The sequence below is a fragment of the Aeromonas sp. SCS5 genome (genome assembly GCF_001887375.1).
In the GTDB taxonomy this organism is placed as follows: Bacteria; Pseudomonadota; Gammaproteobacteria; order Enterobacterales; family Aeromonadaceae; genus Aeromonas; species Aeromonas jandaei.
Genome location: NZ_LFCS01000006.1, coordinates 389633 through 406168, shown reverse-complemented (window position 1 = coordinate 406168; position 16536 = coordinate 389633). Strand labels below are relative to the sequence as shown.

Sequence of the window (16536 nt, the reverse complement as noted above, 5' to 3'; positions counted from 1 at the left end):
AAGAGCTTCCCAGAGTGGGGACCTGGTGAGAATGGTTTGCCGGAAAGAATCAGGGCCCCCGAACGGGAGCCCTGACGGTTAAATCGGGGGGGGATTAGCCGTACTTGCGGCCGGAGAGGCGGCACCACTCCTCCTTGACGGCGGTCGGGTCCATCTCGAACCACTGGCCGTAGATGGTTTCCAGCTCCGGGGCCTGACTCTCCAGTACGCCGGAGAGGGCCATCAGGCTGCCTGCTTTGCCGTGGCCGGCGATCAGCGGTGCCAGTTCGCGCAGCGGGCCAGCCAGAATGTTGGCGATTACCACGTCCGCTTCGACATCTTGCGGCTGGTCGGCTGGCAGATAGAGCTCAATCTGGTCGGCGACGCCGTTGCGCGCGGCGTTGTCGCGGCTGGCCTGAATCGCCTGCGGGTCGATGTCGATACCGATAACGCGGGCGGCTCCCAGTTTCAGGGCGGCGATGCCGAGGATGCCGGAGCCGCAGCCAAAGTCGACCACGGTTTTACCGGCCAGATCCAGTCCGTCCAGCCACTGCAGGCAGAGCGCGGTGGTGGGGTGGGTACCGGTACCGAAGGCCAGACCCGGATCCAGCATGACGTTGACTGCATCGGGGTTCGGCACATCGCGCCAGCTCGGGCAGATCCAGAGGCGTTCGCCAAACTGCATGGGGTGGAAGTGATCCATCCACTCGCGCACCCAGTCTTTGTCTTCCAGCTGCTCGACCTTGTAGCCGACGTTTTCGCCGAAGATCTGCTGAAAGAAGGCGATGGTGGGTGCCGGATCGGTTTCGGCATCGAACAGACCCATTACCTCGGTCTCGCCCCAGAGCGGGGTTTCACCGGGCATGGGTTCATAGACGGGCATATCCTTGGCATCCATAAAGGTCACCGCCTGGGCACCACGCCCCAGCAGCATGTTGCTCACCTTGTCTGCGGTCTTGGCAGTGGCGTTGATTCGAATTTGTATCCAGGGCATGGCGTCGACTCTTCATAAATGTGAAACCGCGCGATTCTATCATCATGGGCGTGTGCTGTCGTGGTTTGCCCGTACGGAGCGGGCGATGGCGGTGTCATGAGGAGGCTTTGCCGAATTGGCACGGTTTCTGTATTGCTCTGTAGCGGCGAAGATGACCGGTTTTCGCCGAACGCTTTGCTCAAGTTCCGTCATTTTTCACTGCCACCGTCAGGTGGCATTTTTTTGGCTCAAAGATGGAAAGTTGCAAGGCCCCCGGCACAGTTGGCACGCCAGCTGCAAAAGCCTGATGTCCTGCTGAAGGATATGTGTGTGATTGTTACCCCAATGTTCAGGTATTTAGGGCCATCCCGGCGGGATGGCCCTCTTTTATGGTGGTTCTGCGTGGTGACTGTCTGGCTCTCTGGTTGCTGCGTCCACTGTTGGGGCGTGGCGCTGGTGAGTTCACACCATGATGGTGCAGCAATTACCCACAGGGATTAGCGGGAGAAGCCGCTCATGTCGATCACCAGCTTGCCCACCATGCGGCCTGCCTCTACCTCGGCATGGGCCTGTGCCAGTGAGGTCGGGGTCAAGGCCGACAGGGTTTTGGTCAGGGTGCTCTTCAGTACGCCCTGATCAACCAGAGTGGCAACCTGTGTCAGCAGCTTGTGCTGTTCGATCATGTCCGGGGTCTGGAACAGGGAGCGGGTAAACATGAACTCCTGGCTGAAGGTCACGCTCTTGCTCTTGAGCAGGGAGAGATCCCAGGGCTCTTTGGACTCGGCGATGGTGCAGATATGGCCAAACGGGCGGATCAGCCCTGCCATGGTGGCCCAGTGCTCGGCGGTGGCATTGGTGCAGAAGATGGCATCGACCTGAGTAATGCCAAGGGCGGTCAACTCCTCCTGCAGCTTGTGATGGTTCACGACCTGATGAGCACCCATCTCGAGGCACCACTCACGGGTTTCGGGGCGGGAAGCGGTAGCAATCACCTCCATACCCGTGAGCTGGCGAGCCAGCTGGATGGCGATGGAGCCCACTCCGCCAGCTCCGCCGATGATCAGCAGCTTGCCACGGCTCTCGCGGGTGAGGCCAAAGCGGTCGAACAGGGTCTCCCAGGCGGTGATGGCGGTCAGCGGCAGAGCGGCTGCCTCCACGTCGCTCAGACTGGCAGGGGCGAGGGCGGCGATGCGCTCATCCACCAGTTGCAGGGCGCCGTTGCTGCCGGGGCGGCTGATGTCGCCGGCATACCAGACCCGGTCGCCGGCCTTGAACAGGGTGACTTCGCTGCCGGTGGCGATCACTTCACCGACCGCATCCCAACCCAGCACGCGCGGGCTATTTTCGACCTTGGCCTTGGGGGCGCGCACCTTGGTGTCGACCGGATTGATGGAGGTGGCGTTGACCCGCACCAGCAGGTCCCGCGGGCCCGGCGTGGGGTCGGGCAGCTCGGCGGCGATAAAGCAGTCGGGATGGTCGCTCGGCAGATAGTGAGTCAGGGCAATGGCTTTCATGGTTGTTCCTTTCAAATCGGTGTGTTCGGGATTGCCACTCACTCTAGTTTGGTTAATTATCCTGATTAAGATGGGTAATTGGTAAAGACTGTTTGAATATATGAACAATGTCGATCTGGAGTTGATGGGACTGTTTGCCACCGTGGTGGAGCAGGGGAGCTTTACCCGGGCAGCCGAGCTGATGGGGATGCCGAAATCGTCGGTAAGCCAGAAGATCTCGCGACTCGAAGCTCAGCTTGGCGTGCGGCTGCTGCAGCGCACCACCCGCAGGTTGAGCCTGACCCCGCAGGGGGAGGTCTATGTGGAGCATTGTCAGGGGCTGCTGACGCTGGCTCGCAGCGCCAATCTGGCGATGGCCAGGTTGCGCTCGGCCCCGGCAGGTCGGGTGCGGATCACCGCCCCCGAGGCGACCGGTACCCTGCTGCTTGGCCGGATCCTGGCCGAGTTTCGTGCGCTTTACCCCGAGGTGGTACTGGAGCTGACCCTGAGCGATGAACAGCTTGATCTGGTGGGTGAGGGTTACGATCTGGCGCTGAGGGCAGCGCCGCTGAAAGACTCCAGCCTGATCTGCCGGCGTATCGGTCAGGTGCCGCGCCATCTGGTGGCGGCCCCAGCCTATCTGGCGGCCCACGGCATGCCGCAGCAATTGAGCGATCTGGGACGATATGCCTGTCTGGTGCACTCGGCGTTGCCGCTCTGGCCGCTGCAGGAGGGAGGCTGGCGGCCGCAGGGGGCCTGCATCAGCAACAGCCTGCTGGCGCTGCGGGAGTTGGCGATCAACGAAGGGGGGATTGCTTTGCTGCCCCATCATGTCTGCGAGGGGGATCTGGCGAGTGGCCGGTTGCAGAAGGTGCTGCCGGAGCTCGCCGTGCCGCCCAACCCCTTCTATCTCATCTATCCGAGCCGGGAGCATCTCGCTCCCGCCTTGCGAACCCTGATGGACTTTGTGGCCGAACGGCTGCCATTTGCCTGAGTTGTTACCAGCTGCTCTGGCTGGCCGACTCCTGATTGGGTTTGAGACCGAGCGGCACCGACTGGCGCTCCGCCAGCATGCGGATCTGCCCCTCGATAAGCCCTGCGCTGGGGCCCAGCACCAGTACCAGCTGGTGGTCATTGAGCACGATCCAGGAGAGGCAGCCCAGCTCCAGCAGGCGGGATTGATCGACCCGGCTGATGTCGCGCACCCGCAGGCTGAGACGGGTCAGGCAGACGCTCATCGCCTGCAGGTTGTCCATGCCGCCCAATACCTTGAGGTACTGGATCGCCAGCATCTGCGGATCGGTGGGTACCACGCTCGCAAGGCGCGGGTGCTCCTTGGCGATGGGCTTGCTCGGCATGCTGAGGGGCGCGCGCTCCAGCAGCTGATAAAAGAGCAGGGTGTAGGCGACGAAGAACAGGATACCGACCGGAATGATCCAGAAGCTGTGCTCCCCCGCCTGATAGCTCAGCACCAGATCCAGCAGGCCGGCGGAGAAGTAGCTGCCCACCTTGATGCCGAGCGCGCTGCAAACGGCGAGCGAGAGCCCCGTCATCAGGGCGTGAGCCAGAAACAGCCAGGGGGCGGTGAAGGCGAACAAAAATTCGATGGGTTCGGTGATCCCCACCAGCGCCGAGGTGAGCGCCAGAGTAAGCAGCAAGCCCCCCTGCGGCAGCCGTTGCATCCGCTGGCGGTGCAGCCAGATGGCGAAGCAGGCGCCCGGCAGGCCGAACATGATGATGGGGTAGAGGCCAGCCATATACCCCTCGTGCAACGGCTGGGCGGCAGCCAGTGCCTGCAGGTTGCTCTCGCCAAGCCCCACCACGCTGCCCAGCACCTGATGCAGGCCAAGCGGAATGAGCAGGCGGTTGAGGGTGCCAAAACAGAAGGCGCCGAAGGGGGTGGTGAGCAGATCCGAGGTGAGCAGGGTCAAGCCGCGCTCCAGCGGTGGCCAGAGTAGCGAGAGGGGAACCGCGAGCAGCAGGCAGACCAGCGCCGAAGCCAGCACGCTGGGAAACTCCCCTCTGGCCATCTGCAGCCAGCCGGGCTGCTTTTGCTGATGCACCCAGGGGTAGACAATCGCGGTGGTGAGCCCCGCCAGCAGACCGCAGATCATATCGGCGTGCAGGTTGGGCGCCAGCGTGTTGAACGCCGTGCTGAGCAGCAGAAAGTTGACCGCTCCCGCCAGCGTTTGCCCGCCCAGCTCTTGCCGGCTCAGACCAAAGGCGATGGCCACCGCATAGATGAGCGGCATCTGGCTGAAGATCGCCTGTCCGGTGAGAGAGAGTACCGCCAGATCCAGTACATCCGGCTGCCCCAGCCGATAGATGAGGGCCGCCATCGGCAGGATGGAGACCGGCAGCAGCAAGGCATAACCGAGCCGCTGCAGGGAGTGGGTAATCAGTTGTCGAGTGGCTTTAACGGGCATACTGCGGCAATCTTTTGTGACTTGGCGCACAGTTTAACCGGAAACCACCCATTTGGGGATAGTTTTGGAACCCTTTATTTATCTTTTTGTTATTGCTACTCGAAAAGGGCCCGAACTTCCCGCGTGGGGGCGGCTGTGAACAGGCTGACCACCACGAAAATCACCAGTGCCAGCGCAAGGCTCGGCACGATGGCGTGCAGGCCGGCCAGCTTGATCTCCCACTGACTCAGAACTCCATAGCTGACGATGCCGCTGACCATGCTGGCCAGTGCGCCGGGGCCGTTGGCCCGCGACCAGTAGAGGCCGAGCACCAGCGGCCAGAGGAACACCGCCTGCAGGCCACCGAAGGCGAGCAGGTTGAGCCAGATGATCATCTCGGGCGGTTGCAGTGCCGCGAGCAGCACCAGGGTGCCGAGGATCAGGGTACAGAGCAGGGAGAGGCGCGGAATGCGCACCTCCAGCTTCTCCTGTTTCGGATTGAGATAGTTGAGGTAGAGATCCTTCACCAGAGTGGCGGAGGCCTGGATCAGCTGGGAGTCGATGGTAGACATGATGGCCGCCATCGGCGCCGCCAGAAAGACCCCGGCCAGCCAGGGGGGGAGTACTTCCATCATCAGTGACGGCATGATTTTGTCCGGACTGTCCATGCCGGGCAGGATGGCGCGCCCCAGAGCGCCGGCCAGATGCATGCCGAACATCAGCAGGGCGCTCACTACGGTACCGATCAGGATGCCGCGATGGAGCGCCTTGCTGTCGCGATAGCCAAAGCAGCGCAGCGCCGAGTGGGGCAGCCCTACTACCCCGACACAGACCAGGATCCAGAAACTCAGCATGAAGGGCTGGGTCAGCATGTCGCCGGCCCCCTGCGGGCTCACCAGCTTGGGATCGATCACCTTGAGCTGGTGGATAAGGTTTGGCAGACCATCACCAGCGACCAGAATCCCCGCCAGCAGCGCACCGGTGCCGATCAGCATGATGATCCCCTGCAGGGCATCGGTCATCACCACGGCGCGAAAACCGCCGATGATGGTGTAGAGCAGCACGCAGCTGGCAAACAGCATCAGCCCCTGCTGGTAGGAGAGACCGGTGGCGGTCTCCAGCAGACGGGCGCCACCGATAAACTGCACCACCATAGTGGCGATAAAGGCGAGGATGATGGTGACCGAGCCTAGCACCACCACCGCCTTGCTCTGGTAGCGGGCCCACAGCATGTCGTTGATGGTCACCGCATTGACCCGGCGGGCGATGATGGCGAACTTCTTGCCCAATACCCCCAGAGTCAGCCAGACGGTGGGCAGCTGGATCATCGCCAGCAACACCCAGCCCAGGCCAATCTTGTAGGCCGCGCCCGGCCCGCCGATGAACGAGGAAGCCGAGGTGTAGGTCGCCACCAGGGTCATCGCCAGCACCAGCCCACCCATGCTGCGGTTGCCGATGAAGTACTCCTGCACGAAGTTGCCGCCGGCGCGGTGGCGGCTGGCCCAGAAACCGACCCCCAGCACCAGCACCAGATAGATGAAGAGCGGCAGCATCAACTCAAGATTCACGGGTGGGCTCCTTCTGCGGGCTGGCGTGGGTATCGAGCGGGATATCCACGAAGAGGCGATTGACCATCAGGGCGCAGAGGATGATGAAGATGAGTGGCATCACCATGCAGCTGAGCAGGAACCAGAGCGGGATGTCCCACAGCTCCAGATGGACTGGGATGAAATAGGCGGTGCCATACCAGGCAAAGAAGTAGAGCAGGGTCAGCAGCAGACAAAAAGCGGCTTCCCGGCGGGCGAGAGCGAAACGGTTCACCTTGGCCTCCGACAAATTTGAGGGGCGCAAGGATAACAAAAAAGGGCCATGTCGCCATGGCCCTTTTTCAGCAGAGGCTTCTTGCGAAGCCGCCTCCCGGCTGGATTGCGGATAAGCAGCGGGCTGCTATCCGGCCGGAAGTGATTGTTCTGCCTGCGAGATTTTACAGACCCAGCTTCTTGTGCAGGTAGTGGATATTGGTACCACCGTGCTGGAAGTTTTCGTCTTTCATGATCTCTTTTTGCAGCGGCACGTTGGTCTTGATGCCCTCGACCACCAGTTCGTCCAGCGCATGGCGCATGCGGGCGATGGCGATGTCACGATTCTCGCCGTAGCAGATCAGCTTGCCGATCATCGAATCGTAGTGGGGCGGAACCTTGTAGCCGGCATAGATGTGGGAGTCCCAACGCACGCCCAGACCACCCGGAACGTGGAAACTCTTGATCAGGCCCGGAGAGGGCATGAAAGTAGCCGGGTCTTCGGCGTTGATCCGGCACTCGATGGCGTGGCCATGGATGCGGATATCCTGCTGGGTGATCGACAGGGGCTGGCCAGCGGCGATGCGCAGCTGCTCCTTGATCAGATCGACACCAGTGACCATCTCGGTCACCGGATGCTCCACCTGGATACGGGTGTTCATCTCGATGAAGTAGAACTCGCCGTTTTCGTAGAGGAACTCGAAGGTGCCCGCACCGCGGTAACCGATCTCGATACAGGCGCGTACGCAGCGCTCGCCGATGAACTTGCGCATCTCGGCGGTGATGCCCGGAGCCGGTGCCTCTTCCACCACTTTCTGGTGACGTCGCTGCATGGAGCAGTCGCGCTCACCCAGATAGATGGCATTGCCCTGACCGTCAGCCAGCACCTGGATCTCGATGTGGCGCGGATTCTCCAGGTACTTCTCCATGTAGACCATGTCGTTTTTGAAGAACTGGCCCGCTTCGGATTTGGTCAGCGCGATGGCGCCCGCCAGTTCCGCTTCGTTGCGTACTACGCGCATGCCGCGACCACCACCGCCACCGGCGGCCTTGATGATCACCGGATAGCCGATGCGCTTGGCAATGGCTGCATTGCGTTTGGCGTCGTTGTCGACGGGGCCGTCAGAGCCCGGTACGCAAGGTACACCAGCCTTCTTCATCGCCTCGATGGCGGAGACCTTGTCACCCATCAGGCGAATGGTCTCGGCGCGCGGGCCGATGAAGACGAAACCGGACTTCTCGACCATGTCGGCGAAGTCGGCGTTCTCGGAGAGGAAGCCGTAACCCGGGTGGATGGCAACGGCACCGGTTACCTCGGCCGCAGCGATGATCGCCGGCACGTTGAGGTAGGAGTCAGTACTGGCCGGCTTGCCGATACAGATGGATTCGTCGGCCAGCAGCACATGGATGAGCTCCCGGTCGGCGGTGGAGTGAACGGCCACTGTCTTGATCCCGAGCTCTTTACAGGCGCGCAGGATCCGCAGGGCAATTTCACCGCGGTTGGCGATGACTACTTTATCCAACATGGGTGGCGATATCCCTTATTCGATGATGAACAGCGGCTCGTCGAATTCGACGGCCTGACCATTTTCAACCAGGATCGCTTTGATCACACCGGCCTTGTCAGACTCGATTTGGTTCATCATTTTCATGGCTTCGACGATGCACAGGGTGTCGCCGACATTGACTTGCTGACCCACTTCCGCGAACGGCTTGGCATCCGGGCTGGAGGAGCGGTAGAAGGAGCCGACCATCGGGGAGCGCATCAGGTGACCGCTCGGGGTGGCATCTGCGGCCGGTGCAGCGGCAGCCGGAGCAGCAGCAACAGGGGCGGCAACCGGAGCAGCAGCCTGCGGCATGATCATCTGCGGTGCGGCAGTAACCTGACCTGCGAAGTTGCGGCTGATGCGAACGGACTCTTCACCTTCGGAGATCTCCAGTTCGGCGATGCCGGACTCTTCAACCAGTTCAATCAGCTTCTTGATTTTGCGGATATCCATTAGCATTCTCTTTCTTCTTTATCTGATCAGTGATTATCAAGCCGCGCGCAGATGGCGCACGGCCGCGGTTAAAGCGAATTGGTAGCCATCGGCCCCCAGACCACAAATGACCCCTTTGGCGACATCAGACAGATAGGAGTGATGACGGAACGGCTCCCTGGCATGGACGTTTGACAGGTGCACTTCGATAAAGGGGATGGCGACACCCAGCAGTGCATCGCGGATGGCGACGCTGGTGTGGGTGAAGGCGGCCGGATTGATGATGATAAAATCCACCTGGCCCATGGCCTGATGGATGCGGCTGATCAATTCGTGTTCGGCGTTGGATTGCAGATGTTCCAGAGTTACACCGAGTTCGCTGGCGTTGAGCGTCAGATCGGCGACGATCTCATCAAGCGTCTTGCTGCCGTAGATACCCGGTTCCCGCTTGCCCAGCAGATTCAGATTCGGTCCGTTGAGCAGGAGAATGCGGTGATTTTGCGACATATTGAGTACATCCTCGATGATAATGCTGCTATCTATCAGCTATCTTGTGGACTACCAGAAATCTAGCCATTTTCTGCGCAAATCGGTGTGCCCTGGCACACAGATTTCGCAATTATATTGATTTCGTGAAAATTAGCAGCATTTTACTGGTCTAATCTCTACATCTGCCTATTTATTGAGCTTTCTCGCGCCGGGAGCGAGGTTCCGGTGATGCAGGCTGTTTGCACAGTTCCGAAAACAACAAAGCCGGCACAAGGCCGGCTTTGCAAGTGAGTTGGCAGAGGGATCAGGCCGCTTCCGACTTCTCGCGGATCAGCTTGTCCACCACTCCCGGATCCGCCAAGGTGGAGATATCCCCCAGACTGTCGGTCTCGCCGGTGGCGATCTTGCGCAGGATTCGCCGCATGATCTTGCCGGAACGGGTTTTTGGCAGCCCCTCGGCCCAGTGGATCACGTCCGGGGTAGCGATGGCGCCGATCTCCTTGCGTACCCACTCCTTTACCTCTTTATGCAGCTCGCGGCTCGGCTCCTCGCCGGCAATCAGGGTGACATAGGCATAGATACCCTGACCCTTGATCTCGTGCGGCACCCCCACCACCGCCGCTTCGGCGATCTTGGGATGGGCAACCAGCGCCGATTCGATTTCGGCGGTACCCATGCGATGGCCGGAGACGTTCAGTACATCATCCACCCGTCCGGTGATCCAGTAGTAGCCATCGGCATCGCGACGGGCACCGTCGCCAGTGAAGTAGCGGCCGGGGAAGGTGGAGAAGTAGGTCTGCTCGAAGCGCTCGTGATCACCGAACACGGTGCGCATCTGACCCGGCCAGGAGTCGGTGATCACCAGATTGCCCTCGGTGGCTCCTTCCAGCGGCTCGCCCATATTGTCGAGCAGCGCCGGCTGTACGCCGAAGAATGGCTTGGTGGCTGAACCCGGCTTGAGGTCGGTCACACCGGGTAGCGGGGTGATCAGGATGCCGCCGGTTTCGGTCTGCCACCAGGTATCGACGATGGGGCAGCGCTCATCGCCTATGGTGCGGTAGTACCACTCCCAGGCTTCCGGGTTGATGGGCTCACCTACCGAGCCCATGATGCGCAGGCTCTGGCGCGAGGTGCCGGTCACGGCCTCGGTGCCTTTGGCCATCAGGGCGCGGATGGCGGTCGGGGCAGTATAGAGAATGGTAACCTGGTGTTTGTCCACCACCTGACTCATGCGGTTGGTCGCCGGGTAGTTGGGCACCCCTTCGAACATGATGGTGGTGGCACCGTTGGCAAGCGGCCCGTAGACCAGATAGGAGTGACCGGTGACCCAGCCCACATCGGCGGTACACCAGTAGATGTCCTCTTCGTGATAGTCGAACACATATTTGAAGGTGAGAGTGGCATAGACCAGATAACCGCCGGTGGTATGCAGCACCCCCTTGGGTTTGCCGGTTGAGCCGGAGGTATAGAGGATAAAGAGCGGATCTTCGGCGTTCATCGCCTCCGGCGGGCAGTCACTGCTGACGGCGGCGGTCGCTTCGTGCCACCACACATCGCGATGGTTGTGCCAGGCAACATTGCCACCGGTGCGCTTGAGCACGATCACCTTGCTGACCTGGGTATCCGGGTTGGTAAGCGCTTCGTCCACATTTTTTTTGAGCGGCACGGCGCGACCACCGCGCAGCCCCTCGTCAGCGGTGATGACGATGCGGGAGCCGGAGTCGATGATGCGGCCGGCCAGCGCTTCCGGCGAGAAGCCGCCAAAGACGATGCTGTGTACCGCGCCGATGCGGGTACAGGCCAGCATGGCGATGGCGGCCTCGGGCACCATGGGCATATAGAGGCAGACCACGTCACCGCGATGGACCCCTTGGGCTTTCAAGACGTTGGCAAACTTGCACACTTCGGCGTGCAGCTCGCGGTAGGTGAGTTTGCGATCTTCGGCCGGATTGTCCCCTTCCCAGATGATGGCGACCTTGTCGCCACGCTCTGCCAAGTGGCGATCGAGGCAGTTGGCGGAGACGTTGAGCTGGCCATCTTCAAACCATTTGATGGAGACATGGCCCGGATCGTAGGAGGTGTTTTTGACCCTGGTGTAGGGTTTTATCCAGTCGAGGATTTTGCCCTGTTCACCCCAGAAGGTATCGGGATCCTCGACGGAGGCCTGATACATGGCGGCGTAGTCGCCCTTGTCGAGCAGGGCACTGTTGCTGATATGGGGTTTGACCGGGTAGACCTTGCTCTCGCTCATCACTCACTCCTTTGAATACATTCTTTTAATGATTAAGTAACAACTTATACCTTTGGCGGGTGGGGGCAATTAGACTTTTGGATAGACGGCAATATTTGGTTACAGGGAAGTCGATGACAATTAATCGACGCGTCGGTAAAAAGGGGCTGGTTGATTAATTGGAGGTCGTCATGTTTTCCCTGTTGCTCTGTGCATCCCTCTGGCAGTTTGATGCGCCAGTTCCTGCTGGCGAACCACTGAAAGAGTTCGAGATCACCCATCAGGAGGCTTCACCTGCGCTGCGGGATCGGGTGGCCGATCAGCTTGGTCATGCATGGCAGGCCAAAGATCCCGGCACCAGACTCACCTTCAGTGAACCTGCCCCCCGTTATGCTGGCGAATCACCGCTGACACGCATGCTCAATGACCGTGATGATGGTTGGGAGTCCCGCTTGCAGATTGAGTGGTAATCCGGTTGGCAGCCAGGAGGCGGATGCCTCCCGGTTGGTGATAATGACTGTCTGCCACTATGAGTGCATGCGCTGATGCAGGTGATCACCCATATGGTTGACGTGCAGCGGTTTGCTGAACAGATAGCCCTGTCCCTCGCCGCAGTTGAGTGATTGCAGGAAGGTATACTGGGCCCGCGTCTCGATCCCCTCGGCGGTGACCTCCATATCCAGGCTGTCGGCCAGATTGATGATGGTGCGGCAGAGTTCCCGGCTATTTTTGTCCTCCGGCAAGGCCTGTACGAAAGCCCGGTCGATCTTGATGCGATCGATGGGCAGGGTTTTCAGCAAACTCAGTGACGAGAAGCCCGTACCAAAGTCGTCGATGGCAATCTGCACGCCGAGGCTTTTCAGGCGGGTGAAGAGATCCAGACTCTGTTCGACCCGCTGGATAATGCTCTCTGTTACCTCGATCTCCAGCCGCTGTGGCGGAAATCCCGTTTCGCTCAGAATTGCCGCTACCCGCTCCACATAGCCGGGAGAGCGCATCTCCCGCACTGATACGTTGACCGACATCCGGGGGACTGGCAGGCCGGCGGCCAGCCAAGCCTGGCCTTGCTCGCAGGCATGGCGCATCACCCACTCGCCAATTTTTTCGATGAGGCCGCACTCCTCTGCAACCGGAATAAAACGGGCCGGGTTGATCATCCCTTCATTCGGGTGTTGCCAGCGTAGCAGGGCCTCCAGACCACTCAGGTGACCATCGTTCAGATCGGTCATGGGTTGATAGAAGATACAGAGCTGTTCCAGCTCCATCGCTTTGAGCAACCCCTGTTCAATCTGCATCCGTTCACGGGCCCGCGCCGCCATGCTCGGGGTGTAAAACTGATAACCGTTGCGCCCCTGGCTTTTGGCTTCATACATGGCGCTGTCTGCCGCGCTGACCAGATTTTCCGGGGTTTCGGCATGATCCGGATACATGGCAATGCCGATACTGGCTGAAATGGCGACCAGTTCATGATCCAGCTCTACCGGCTCGCGCAGCACGGCGAGCAGCGTATTGGCCAGAGCAGACAGCTCGTCGGGATGTTCCAGATAGGGAATGAGCACCAGAAATTCATCACCCCCCAGTCGGGTCGCCAGATCGTTTTGCTGAAGGCAGCCATTGATCCGTTCGGCCAGCCGCTTGAGCAGTTGATCGCCGACCCCATGGCCCAAGCTATCGTTTATCAGCTTGAAGCCATCAAGATCGATGAAAAGCAGCCCGAGGCGAGTGTGATTGAGTTGCGCTGTTTTGAGTTCAAGGGCCAGCCGCTCTTGCAGCAGATGGCGGTTGCCAAGTTCGGTCAGCGTATCGTGATAGGCAAGGTGGTTCAGTTCGGCCTCTACCTTGCGGATAGCACTGATGTCGGAGAGGGCAATCACATAATGCGTCGTGTTGTTGAAACTGTCGTAGACGGCGCTGATCTGCTGCCAGGAGGAGAAGTAGCTGCCATCCTTGCGCAGGCAGACCATCTCGCCATGCCAGGCGTGGTTGCCGGGACGCAGGTTATGCCAGGGATAGTCATGCTCCATGTAGCGCCTTGGGTGCATGATGATGTCTGGCGTTCGTCCCGTCACTTCCTCGGCATCATACTGGGTCAGCATGGTAAAGGCCGGGTTGACCGAGATGATACGCTGTTCGCTGTCGAGGATGATGATCCCCTCAGCCGTGGTATCGAACACCACGTTGGCCTGATGAAGCCGCTCCTCCTGGCGACGACGGGCAGTGGCATTGTGGATCACGCCCATTACTCGCTGACCGACCGACTCGGTGGCGGGCACATGGTCGGCATGAATATCGACCCAGTGACGCTCCTGCAGAGGGGTTAGATAACTCAGAGTGAGGTGGATGGGCTCCCGCCCCAGCAGGGCCGACTTGAGCTGGCGCGCAGATTCCGGTTCAAAACAGTCGACAAATGTCTGCAAACCCCCGCGAAAGCGGTTGGCCGGAATACCGAGCAGAGGCTCTATCTGACCGTCGAACAGCATGCGATCTTCCTCTACATGCCACTCCCACACTCCTATCTGGGCTGCTCGCATCGCCAGTTGCAGCCGCTGCTCGGTTTCATACTGCTCGGTGATGTCACGCACAATGGCGAGAATGCCGCTCAGCTCTCCTTGCTCATCGCGCATCGGGCTGTAAGTGGCCTGCCAGCGACGATAGTTGCTGTCGTGAGCTGCAGTCTGGCCGGTAATGGCGATATCGACGTAGGGAATGCCGCTGCGCATGATCTGCTGAAACATGGGTTCCAGAGTCGGTGCCAGTTTCGGAACAACCTCCCGCAGGTGTTTGCCCTGATGCTCCTCGATGGTTTTGCCATTGATGTCAGCCAGCACCTGATTGACCTTGCGATAGCGAAACTCCCGATCGAACACGCCGATGCCCAGCGGTGCAGTGCCCATGAGCTGCTCCAGTACCGAGTGATCGGAGAGCTGTGTCATGAGAGCATCGGTATCGTTGCTGAGAGGTTTTCTGTCCATGATGGCCCCGGCATTGACTTATCCGTCATTAAGATCGTCTTTGAGTATGGCACGAACTCTCTGACGGGGAGCCAGGCGAGATAGTTACAGCCATACAACGAGCAAGGGGATTGATAGAAATAGAGGCAGGTTATTGAAAGAAAAAGGTTTATCCCTTCTGGCGGCCAAAGGCCTGAACGCCGCGCACAAACACCAGCCAGCCTAGCAGGTGGAAGGGCAGGGCCAGCGCATAGAGTTGCAGCCAGTGGGCACTGCTGCCGCTGCTCTGGATGAAGTCAATCCAGGCGGCCTGCAGGGCCAGCATGCCAGCGATCTGGAAGCGGCGGCGCAGCACCACTTCGACGCCGAGGTTGGAGAGGTAGAGGGTCAGCAGGATGCCGGCAAAGCCGGTGAGCTGGGCAGTACCGTAGAGCTCGCGATCTGGATTGAACAGCAGGGCCACGAGAGGGGTAATGCCCTGATCCTGCGGGATCAGGGCCAACAGCCAACATGCAATGAGAAGCAGGGCTGTTTTCATCGGCTTAGCTGGCCTGGGCCGGCTTGACCAGAGTCAGGTAGTTGGCATCCATCTTGAGGAAGACCCCCAGCAGACGGGCACTGGCGCCGTAAAAGCCAAACTGGTCGGCGGCGCGACAGGCACTCTCGAACTTGTCGAACCAGCCCAGCAGGTGGCCGTGCAGCAGCTCTTCCTGTTCGTCGAGCCAGTTTTCCCGCTCGGCTGCACTCTTCGCTTCTGCCGCGCGGATGATGAGATTGCCCATCAGATCCAGCTCGATGGCGAGATGGTCGGCAGGCACTTTGTATTTGTCGCTGACATTGATGCCGAGGCGATCGAGGCGGGCCTGCATCTCGGCCATCGGGGCTTGCATCAGCAACTTGGCCTCGCCACGGTAGAGAGACTCGTAGGGCAGGGCACCCTGCTTGGGATCCACCAGAAACAGCCCGGCGAAGTCGGCGGCGAGTTCCTGTTGGCGAGCCGGGCGCACCAGCAGGCGGGCGATGGCATCATTGAGTTCGGCCACGGCTTCGCGCATCGGATCCAGGGTCGAGAGGCTTTTCAGGAAGCTTCGCACATCATAGGTGTCATATTCGGCGATCTGCTCATCACTGAGTTCAGCGGCGAACAGGGTGGAGAACCACCAGTAGAGTTCGGCCCGGCGTTCGCTGGTAGCCATAAAGTCCTGCATTTTTCCTCCGTGGATGGCAATCGGGAGCCTTGATGGCCCCCGATTCTAACGACTTTAAAAATAAAGGAAACTTCATGGGGTGGTTTCGGTGACTCCAGCCAGCCGGGCACAGAGGGTGCAGGCTGGCGGTTCTGTTCAGGGGCGGGTCTCGAACTGCGGACAATCATCGCCAATCTGATGCCAGGGCGCTTTGGAGCCGACAAAAATGTGGAAGTTGGGGCTCTGGGTCGGCACATCGTCGAGGATCCCCAGCCGCAGGTTGATCTTGCCGCTGCTCTGCTTTTCGCTAAAAAGGCTGGATCCGCAATTACGGCAGAAGGCGAGGGTGGTTTCGGCCGATTTGCGGTAGCGTGTCAGCGCCTCCTCGCCCTGTGTGACGGTGACCTTGCTGCCATCCAGTCCGCCGACGGAGGCATAGTCGGAGCCGGAAAACTTGCGGCACTCCGAGCAGTGGCAGTTGCCCATGTAGTCGAACTGGTCAGGCAGGGTGAGGTGGATGGCACCACAGAGGCAGCTGGCGTGTAACTGTTTCATTATCTGTTCCTTGTGCCATTTGGCACATCAGAGAGAGTGGGGATCGTCATCGCGAAAGAGCACCTGCTTGCACTTGGCGCAGACCCATTCGCGGCGATAATCTGCCAGATGTACCAGCCCCACTTCCATCAATTCGTGATGGCCGCAGTGGTGACAGAAGATGATGTCGCCATCGACCGCCTCCGGGTGGATCGCCAGATACTCCATCCTGGTCGGGAGCTCCTCCCACGCGCTGGTGGGGATATGCTTGCGCTGGCTGGTGTAGTAGACCCAGTAAAACACAAAAAAGATCGCCAGGATCAGAAAGGTGAGCAGATGGTCCATCTTCAATTCCTCCGGTTAGGTGCAGCCCCTCGGATGCATGGCTGCAATCAGCTCCATCATGATGAAATTTGTTTCGAATGAAGATGTTACCGGAAGGCTAACGGGATCGTTGTGATCCCCTTCGGGTTTTGCCCAGTCAAAGAGCAGGGTTGAATGAGACTTTTTGAGTCAC

16 protein-coding genes are annotated in these 16536 nt (G+C 59.9%); 2 read left to right on the top strand and 14 right to left on the bottom strand.

The window, feature by feature from the left end:
* Positions 1 to 94 precede the first annotated feature (94 nt).
* Both prmA and BS300_RS09710 read right to left on the bottom strand, forming a co-directional pair.
* Positions 95 to 973 (bottom strand): 50S ribosomal protein L11 methyltransferase, encoded by an 879-nt coding sequence (gene prmA / locus BS300_RS09715; RefSeq protein ID WP_071912393.1) that lies wholly within the window; start codon positions 971 to 973, stop codon positions 95 to 97.
* 476 nt (positions 974 to 1449) lie between these two features.
* Positions 1450 to 2466: a zinc-binding alcohol dehydrogenase family protein gene (locus BS300_RS09710; protein ID WP_071912391.1), complete on the bottom strand. Its 1017-nt coding sequence runs from the start codon at positions 2464 to 2466 to the stop codon at positions 1450 to 1452.
* Positions 2467 to 2566: 100 nt separating this feature from the next.
* Between BS300_RS09710 and BS300_RS09705 the strand changes: the two genes are divergently transcribed.
* Positions 2567 to 3439: a LysR family transcriptional regulator gene (locus BS300_RS09705; protein WP_033114119.1), complete on the top strand. Its 873-nt coding sequence runs from the start codon at positions 2567 to 2569 to the stop codon at positions 3437 to 3439.
* A 4-nt stretch (positions 3440 to 3443) separates the two neighbouring features.
* On the opposite strand, the gene BS300_RS09700 is transcribed toward BS300_RS09705, so the two are convergent.
* The 7 genes from BS300_RS09700 to acs all read right to left on the bottom strand — a co-directional run bounded on the left by BS300_RS09700 (position 3444) and on the right by acs (position 11368).
* Positions 3444 to 4871 carry a PTS transporter subunit EIIC gene (locus BS300_RS09700; protein WP_071912389.1) on the bottom strand — a complete coding sequence of 476 codons (1428 nt, stop codon included), beginning with the start codon at positions 4869 to 4871 and terminating at the stop codon, positions 3444 to 3446.
* A 95-nt stretch (positions 4872 to 4966) separates the two neighbouring features.
* Positions 4967 to 6418: a sodium/pantothenate symporter gene (panF, locus tag BS300_RS09695; RefSeq protein ID WP_071912388.1), complete on the bottom strand. Its 1452-nt coding sequence runs from the start codon at positions 6416 to 6418 to the stop codon at positions 4967 to 4969.
* Positions 6408 to 6671: a DUF997 family protein gene (locus BS300_RS09690; RefSeq protein ID WP_043850098.1), complete on the bottom strand. Its 264-nt coding sequence runs from the start codon at positions 6669 to 6671 to the stop codon at positions 6408 to 6410. Before BS300_RS09690 ends, panF begins: the two co-directional genes overlap by 11 nt.
* Before the next feature lie 163 nt (positions 6672 to 6834).
* Entirely contained in the window at positions 6835 to 8175 is a 1341-nt protein-coding gene (gene accC / locus BS300_RS09685) for an acetyl-CoA carboxylase biotin carboxylase subunit (protein ID WP_033114123.1), read from the bottom strand.
* 15 nt (positions 8176 to 8190) lie between these two features.
* A complete protein-coding gene (gene accB / locus BS300_RS09680; RefSeq protein WP_033114124.1) occupies positions 8191 to 8649 on the bottom strand; it encodes an acetyl-CoA carboxylase biotin carboxyl carrier protein in 459 nt (152 codons plus the stop codon).
* 36 nt (positions 8650 to 8685) lie between these two features.
* Positions 8686 to 9135 carry a type II 3-dehydroquinate dehydratase gene (gene aroQ / locus BS300_RS09675; RefSeq protein WP_041207949.1) on the bottom strand — a complete coding sequence of 150 codons (450 nt, stop codon included), beginning with the start codon at positions 9133 to 9135 and terminating at the stop codon, positions 8686 to 8688.
* A 286-nt stretch (positions 9136 to 9421) separates the two neighbouring features.
* Complete coding sequence (gene acs / locus BS300_RS09670) at positions 9422 to 11368, bottom strand: acetate--CoA ligase (protein ID WP_043850099.1); 1947 nt, start codon at positions 11366 to 11368, stop codon at positions 9422 to 9424.
* Between the two features lie 170 nt (positions 11369 to 11538).
* Between acs and BS300_RS09665 the strand changes: the two genes are divergently transcribed.
* The gene (locus tag BS300_RS09665) at positions 11539 to 11817 is read left to right on the top strand and encodes a hypothetical protein (RefSeq protein ID WP_043850100.1); all 279 of its coding nucleotides are present in this window, start codon (positions 11539 to 11541) and stop codon (positions 11815 to 11817) included.
* A gap of 57 nt (positions 11818 to 11874) precedes the next feature.
* Here BS300_RS09665 and BS300_RS09660 read toward each other — a convergent pair whose 3' ends face one another.
* The 5 genes from BS300_RS09660 to BS300_RS09640 form a co-directional block, all read right to left on the bottom strand.
* Complete coding sequence (locus BS300_RS09660) at positions 11875 to 14319, bottom strand: EAL domain-containing protein (RefSeq protein WP_071912386.1); 2445 nt, start codon at positions 14317 to 14319, stop codon at positions 11875 to 11877.
* Between the two features lie 148 nt (positions 14320 to 14467).
* Positions 14468 to 14836 (bottom strand): hypothetical protein, encoded by a 369-nt coding sequence (locus BS300_RS09655; RefSeq protein WP_071912383.1) that lies wholly within the window; start codon positions 14834 to 14836, stop codon positions 14468 to 14470.
* Positions 14837 to 14840: 4 nt separating this feature from the next.
* Positions 14841 to 15506: a molecular chaperone TorD gene (torD, locus tag BS300_RS09650; protein ID WP_071912381.1), complete on the bottom strand. Its 666-nt coding sequence runs from the start codon at positions 15504 to 15506 to the stop codon at positions 14841 to 14843.
* Between the two features lie 135 nt (positions 15507 to 15641).
* The gene (locus tag BS300_RS09645; RefSeq protein WP_033114131.1) at positions 15642 to 16040 is read right to left on the bottom strand and encodes a GFA family protein; all 399 of its coding nucleotides are present in this window, start codon (positions 16038 to 16040) and stop codon (positions 15642 to 15644) included.
* A gap of 27 nt (positions 16041 to 16067) precedes the next feature.
* The gene (locus BS300_RS09640; protein WP_071912380.1) at positions 16068 to 16364 is read right to left on the bottom strand and encodes a hypothetical protein; all 297 of its coding nucleotides are present in this window, start codon (positions 16362 to 16364) and stop codon (positions 16068 to 16070) included.
* Positions 16365 to 16536: the final 172 nt, after the last annotated feature.

Bases quoted from the DNA above. Each gene is read 5' to 3' on its own strand.
- prmA (WP_071912393.1), bottom strand. From the start codon at position 973: ATGCCCTGGATACAAATTCGAATCAACGCCACTGCCAAGACCGCAGAC.
- BS300_RS09710 (WP_071912391.1), bottom strand. From the start codon at position 2,466: ATGAAAGCCATTGCCCTGACTCACTATCTGCCGAGCGACCATCCCGAC.
- BS300_RS09705 (WP_033114119.1), top strand. From the start codon at position 2,567: ATGAACAATGTCGATCTGGAGTTGATGGGACTGTTTGCCACCGTGGTG.
- BS300_RS09700 (WP_071912389.1), bottom strand. From the start codon at position 4,871: ATGCCCGTTAAAGCCACTCGACAACTGATTACCCACTCCCTGCAGCGG.
- accC (WP_033114123.1), bottom strand. From the start codon at position 8,175: ATGTTGGATAAAGTAGTCATCGCCAACCGCGGTGAAATTGCCCTGCGG.
- accB (WP_033114124.1), bottom strand. From the start codon at position 8,649: ATGGATATCCGCAAAATCAAGAAGCTGATTGAACTGGTTGAAGAGTCC.
- aroQ (WP_041207949.1), bottom strand. From the start codon at position 9,135: ATGTCGCAAAATCACCGCATTCTCCTGCTCAACGGACCGAATCTGAAT.
- acs (WP_043850099.1), bottom strand. From the start codon at position 11,368: ATGAGCGAGAGCAAGGTCTACCCGGTCAAACCCCATATCAGCAACAGT.
- BS300_RS09665 (WP_043850100.1), top strand. From the start codon at position 11,539: ATGTTTTCCCTGTTGCTCTGTGCATCCCTCTGGCAGTTTGATGCGCCA.
- BS300_RS09660 (WP_071912386.1), bottom strand. From the start codon at position 14,319: ATGGACAGAAAACCTCTCAGCAACGATACCGATGCTCTCATGACACAG.
- BS300_RS09655 (WP_071912383.1), bottom strand. From the start codon at position 14,836: ATGAAAACAGCCCTGCTTCTCATTGCATGTTGGCTGTTGGCCCTGATC.
- torD (WP_071912381.1), bottom strand. From the start codon at position 15,506: ATGCAGGACTTTATGGCTACCAGCGAACGCCGGGCCGAACTCTACTGG.
- BS300_RS09645 (WP_033114131.1), bottom strand. From the start codon at position 16,040: ATGAAACAGTTACACGCCAGCTGCCTCTGTGGTGCCATCCACCTCACC.
- BS300_RS09640 (WP_071912380.1), bottom strand. From the start codon at position 16,364: ATGGACCATCTGCTCACCTTTCTGATCCTGGCGATCTTTTTTGTGTTT.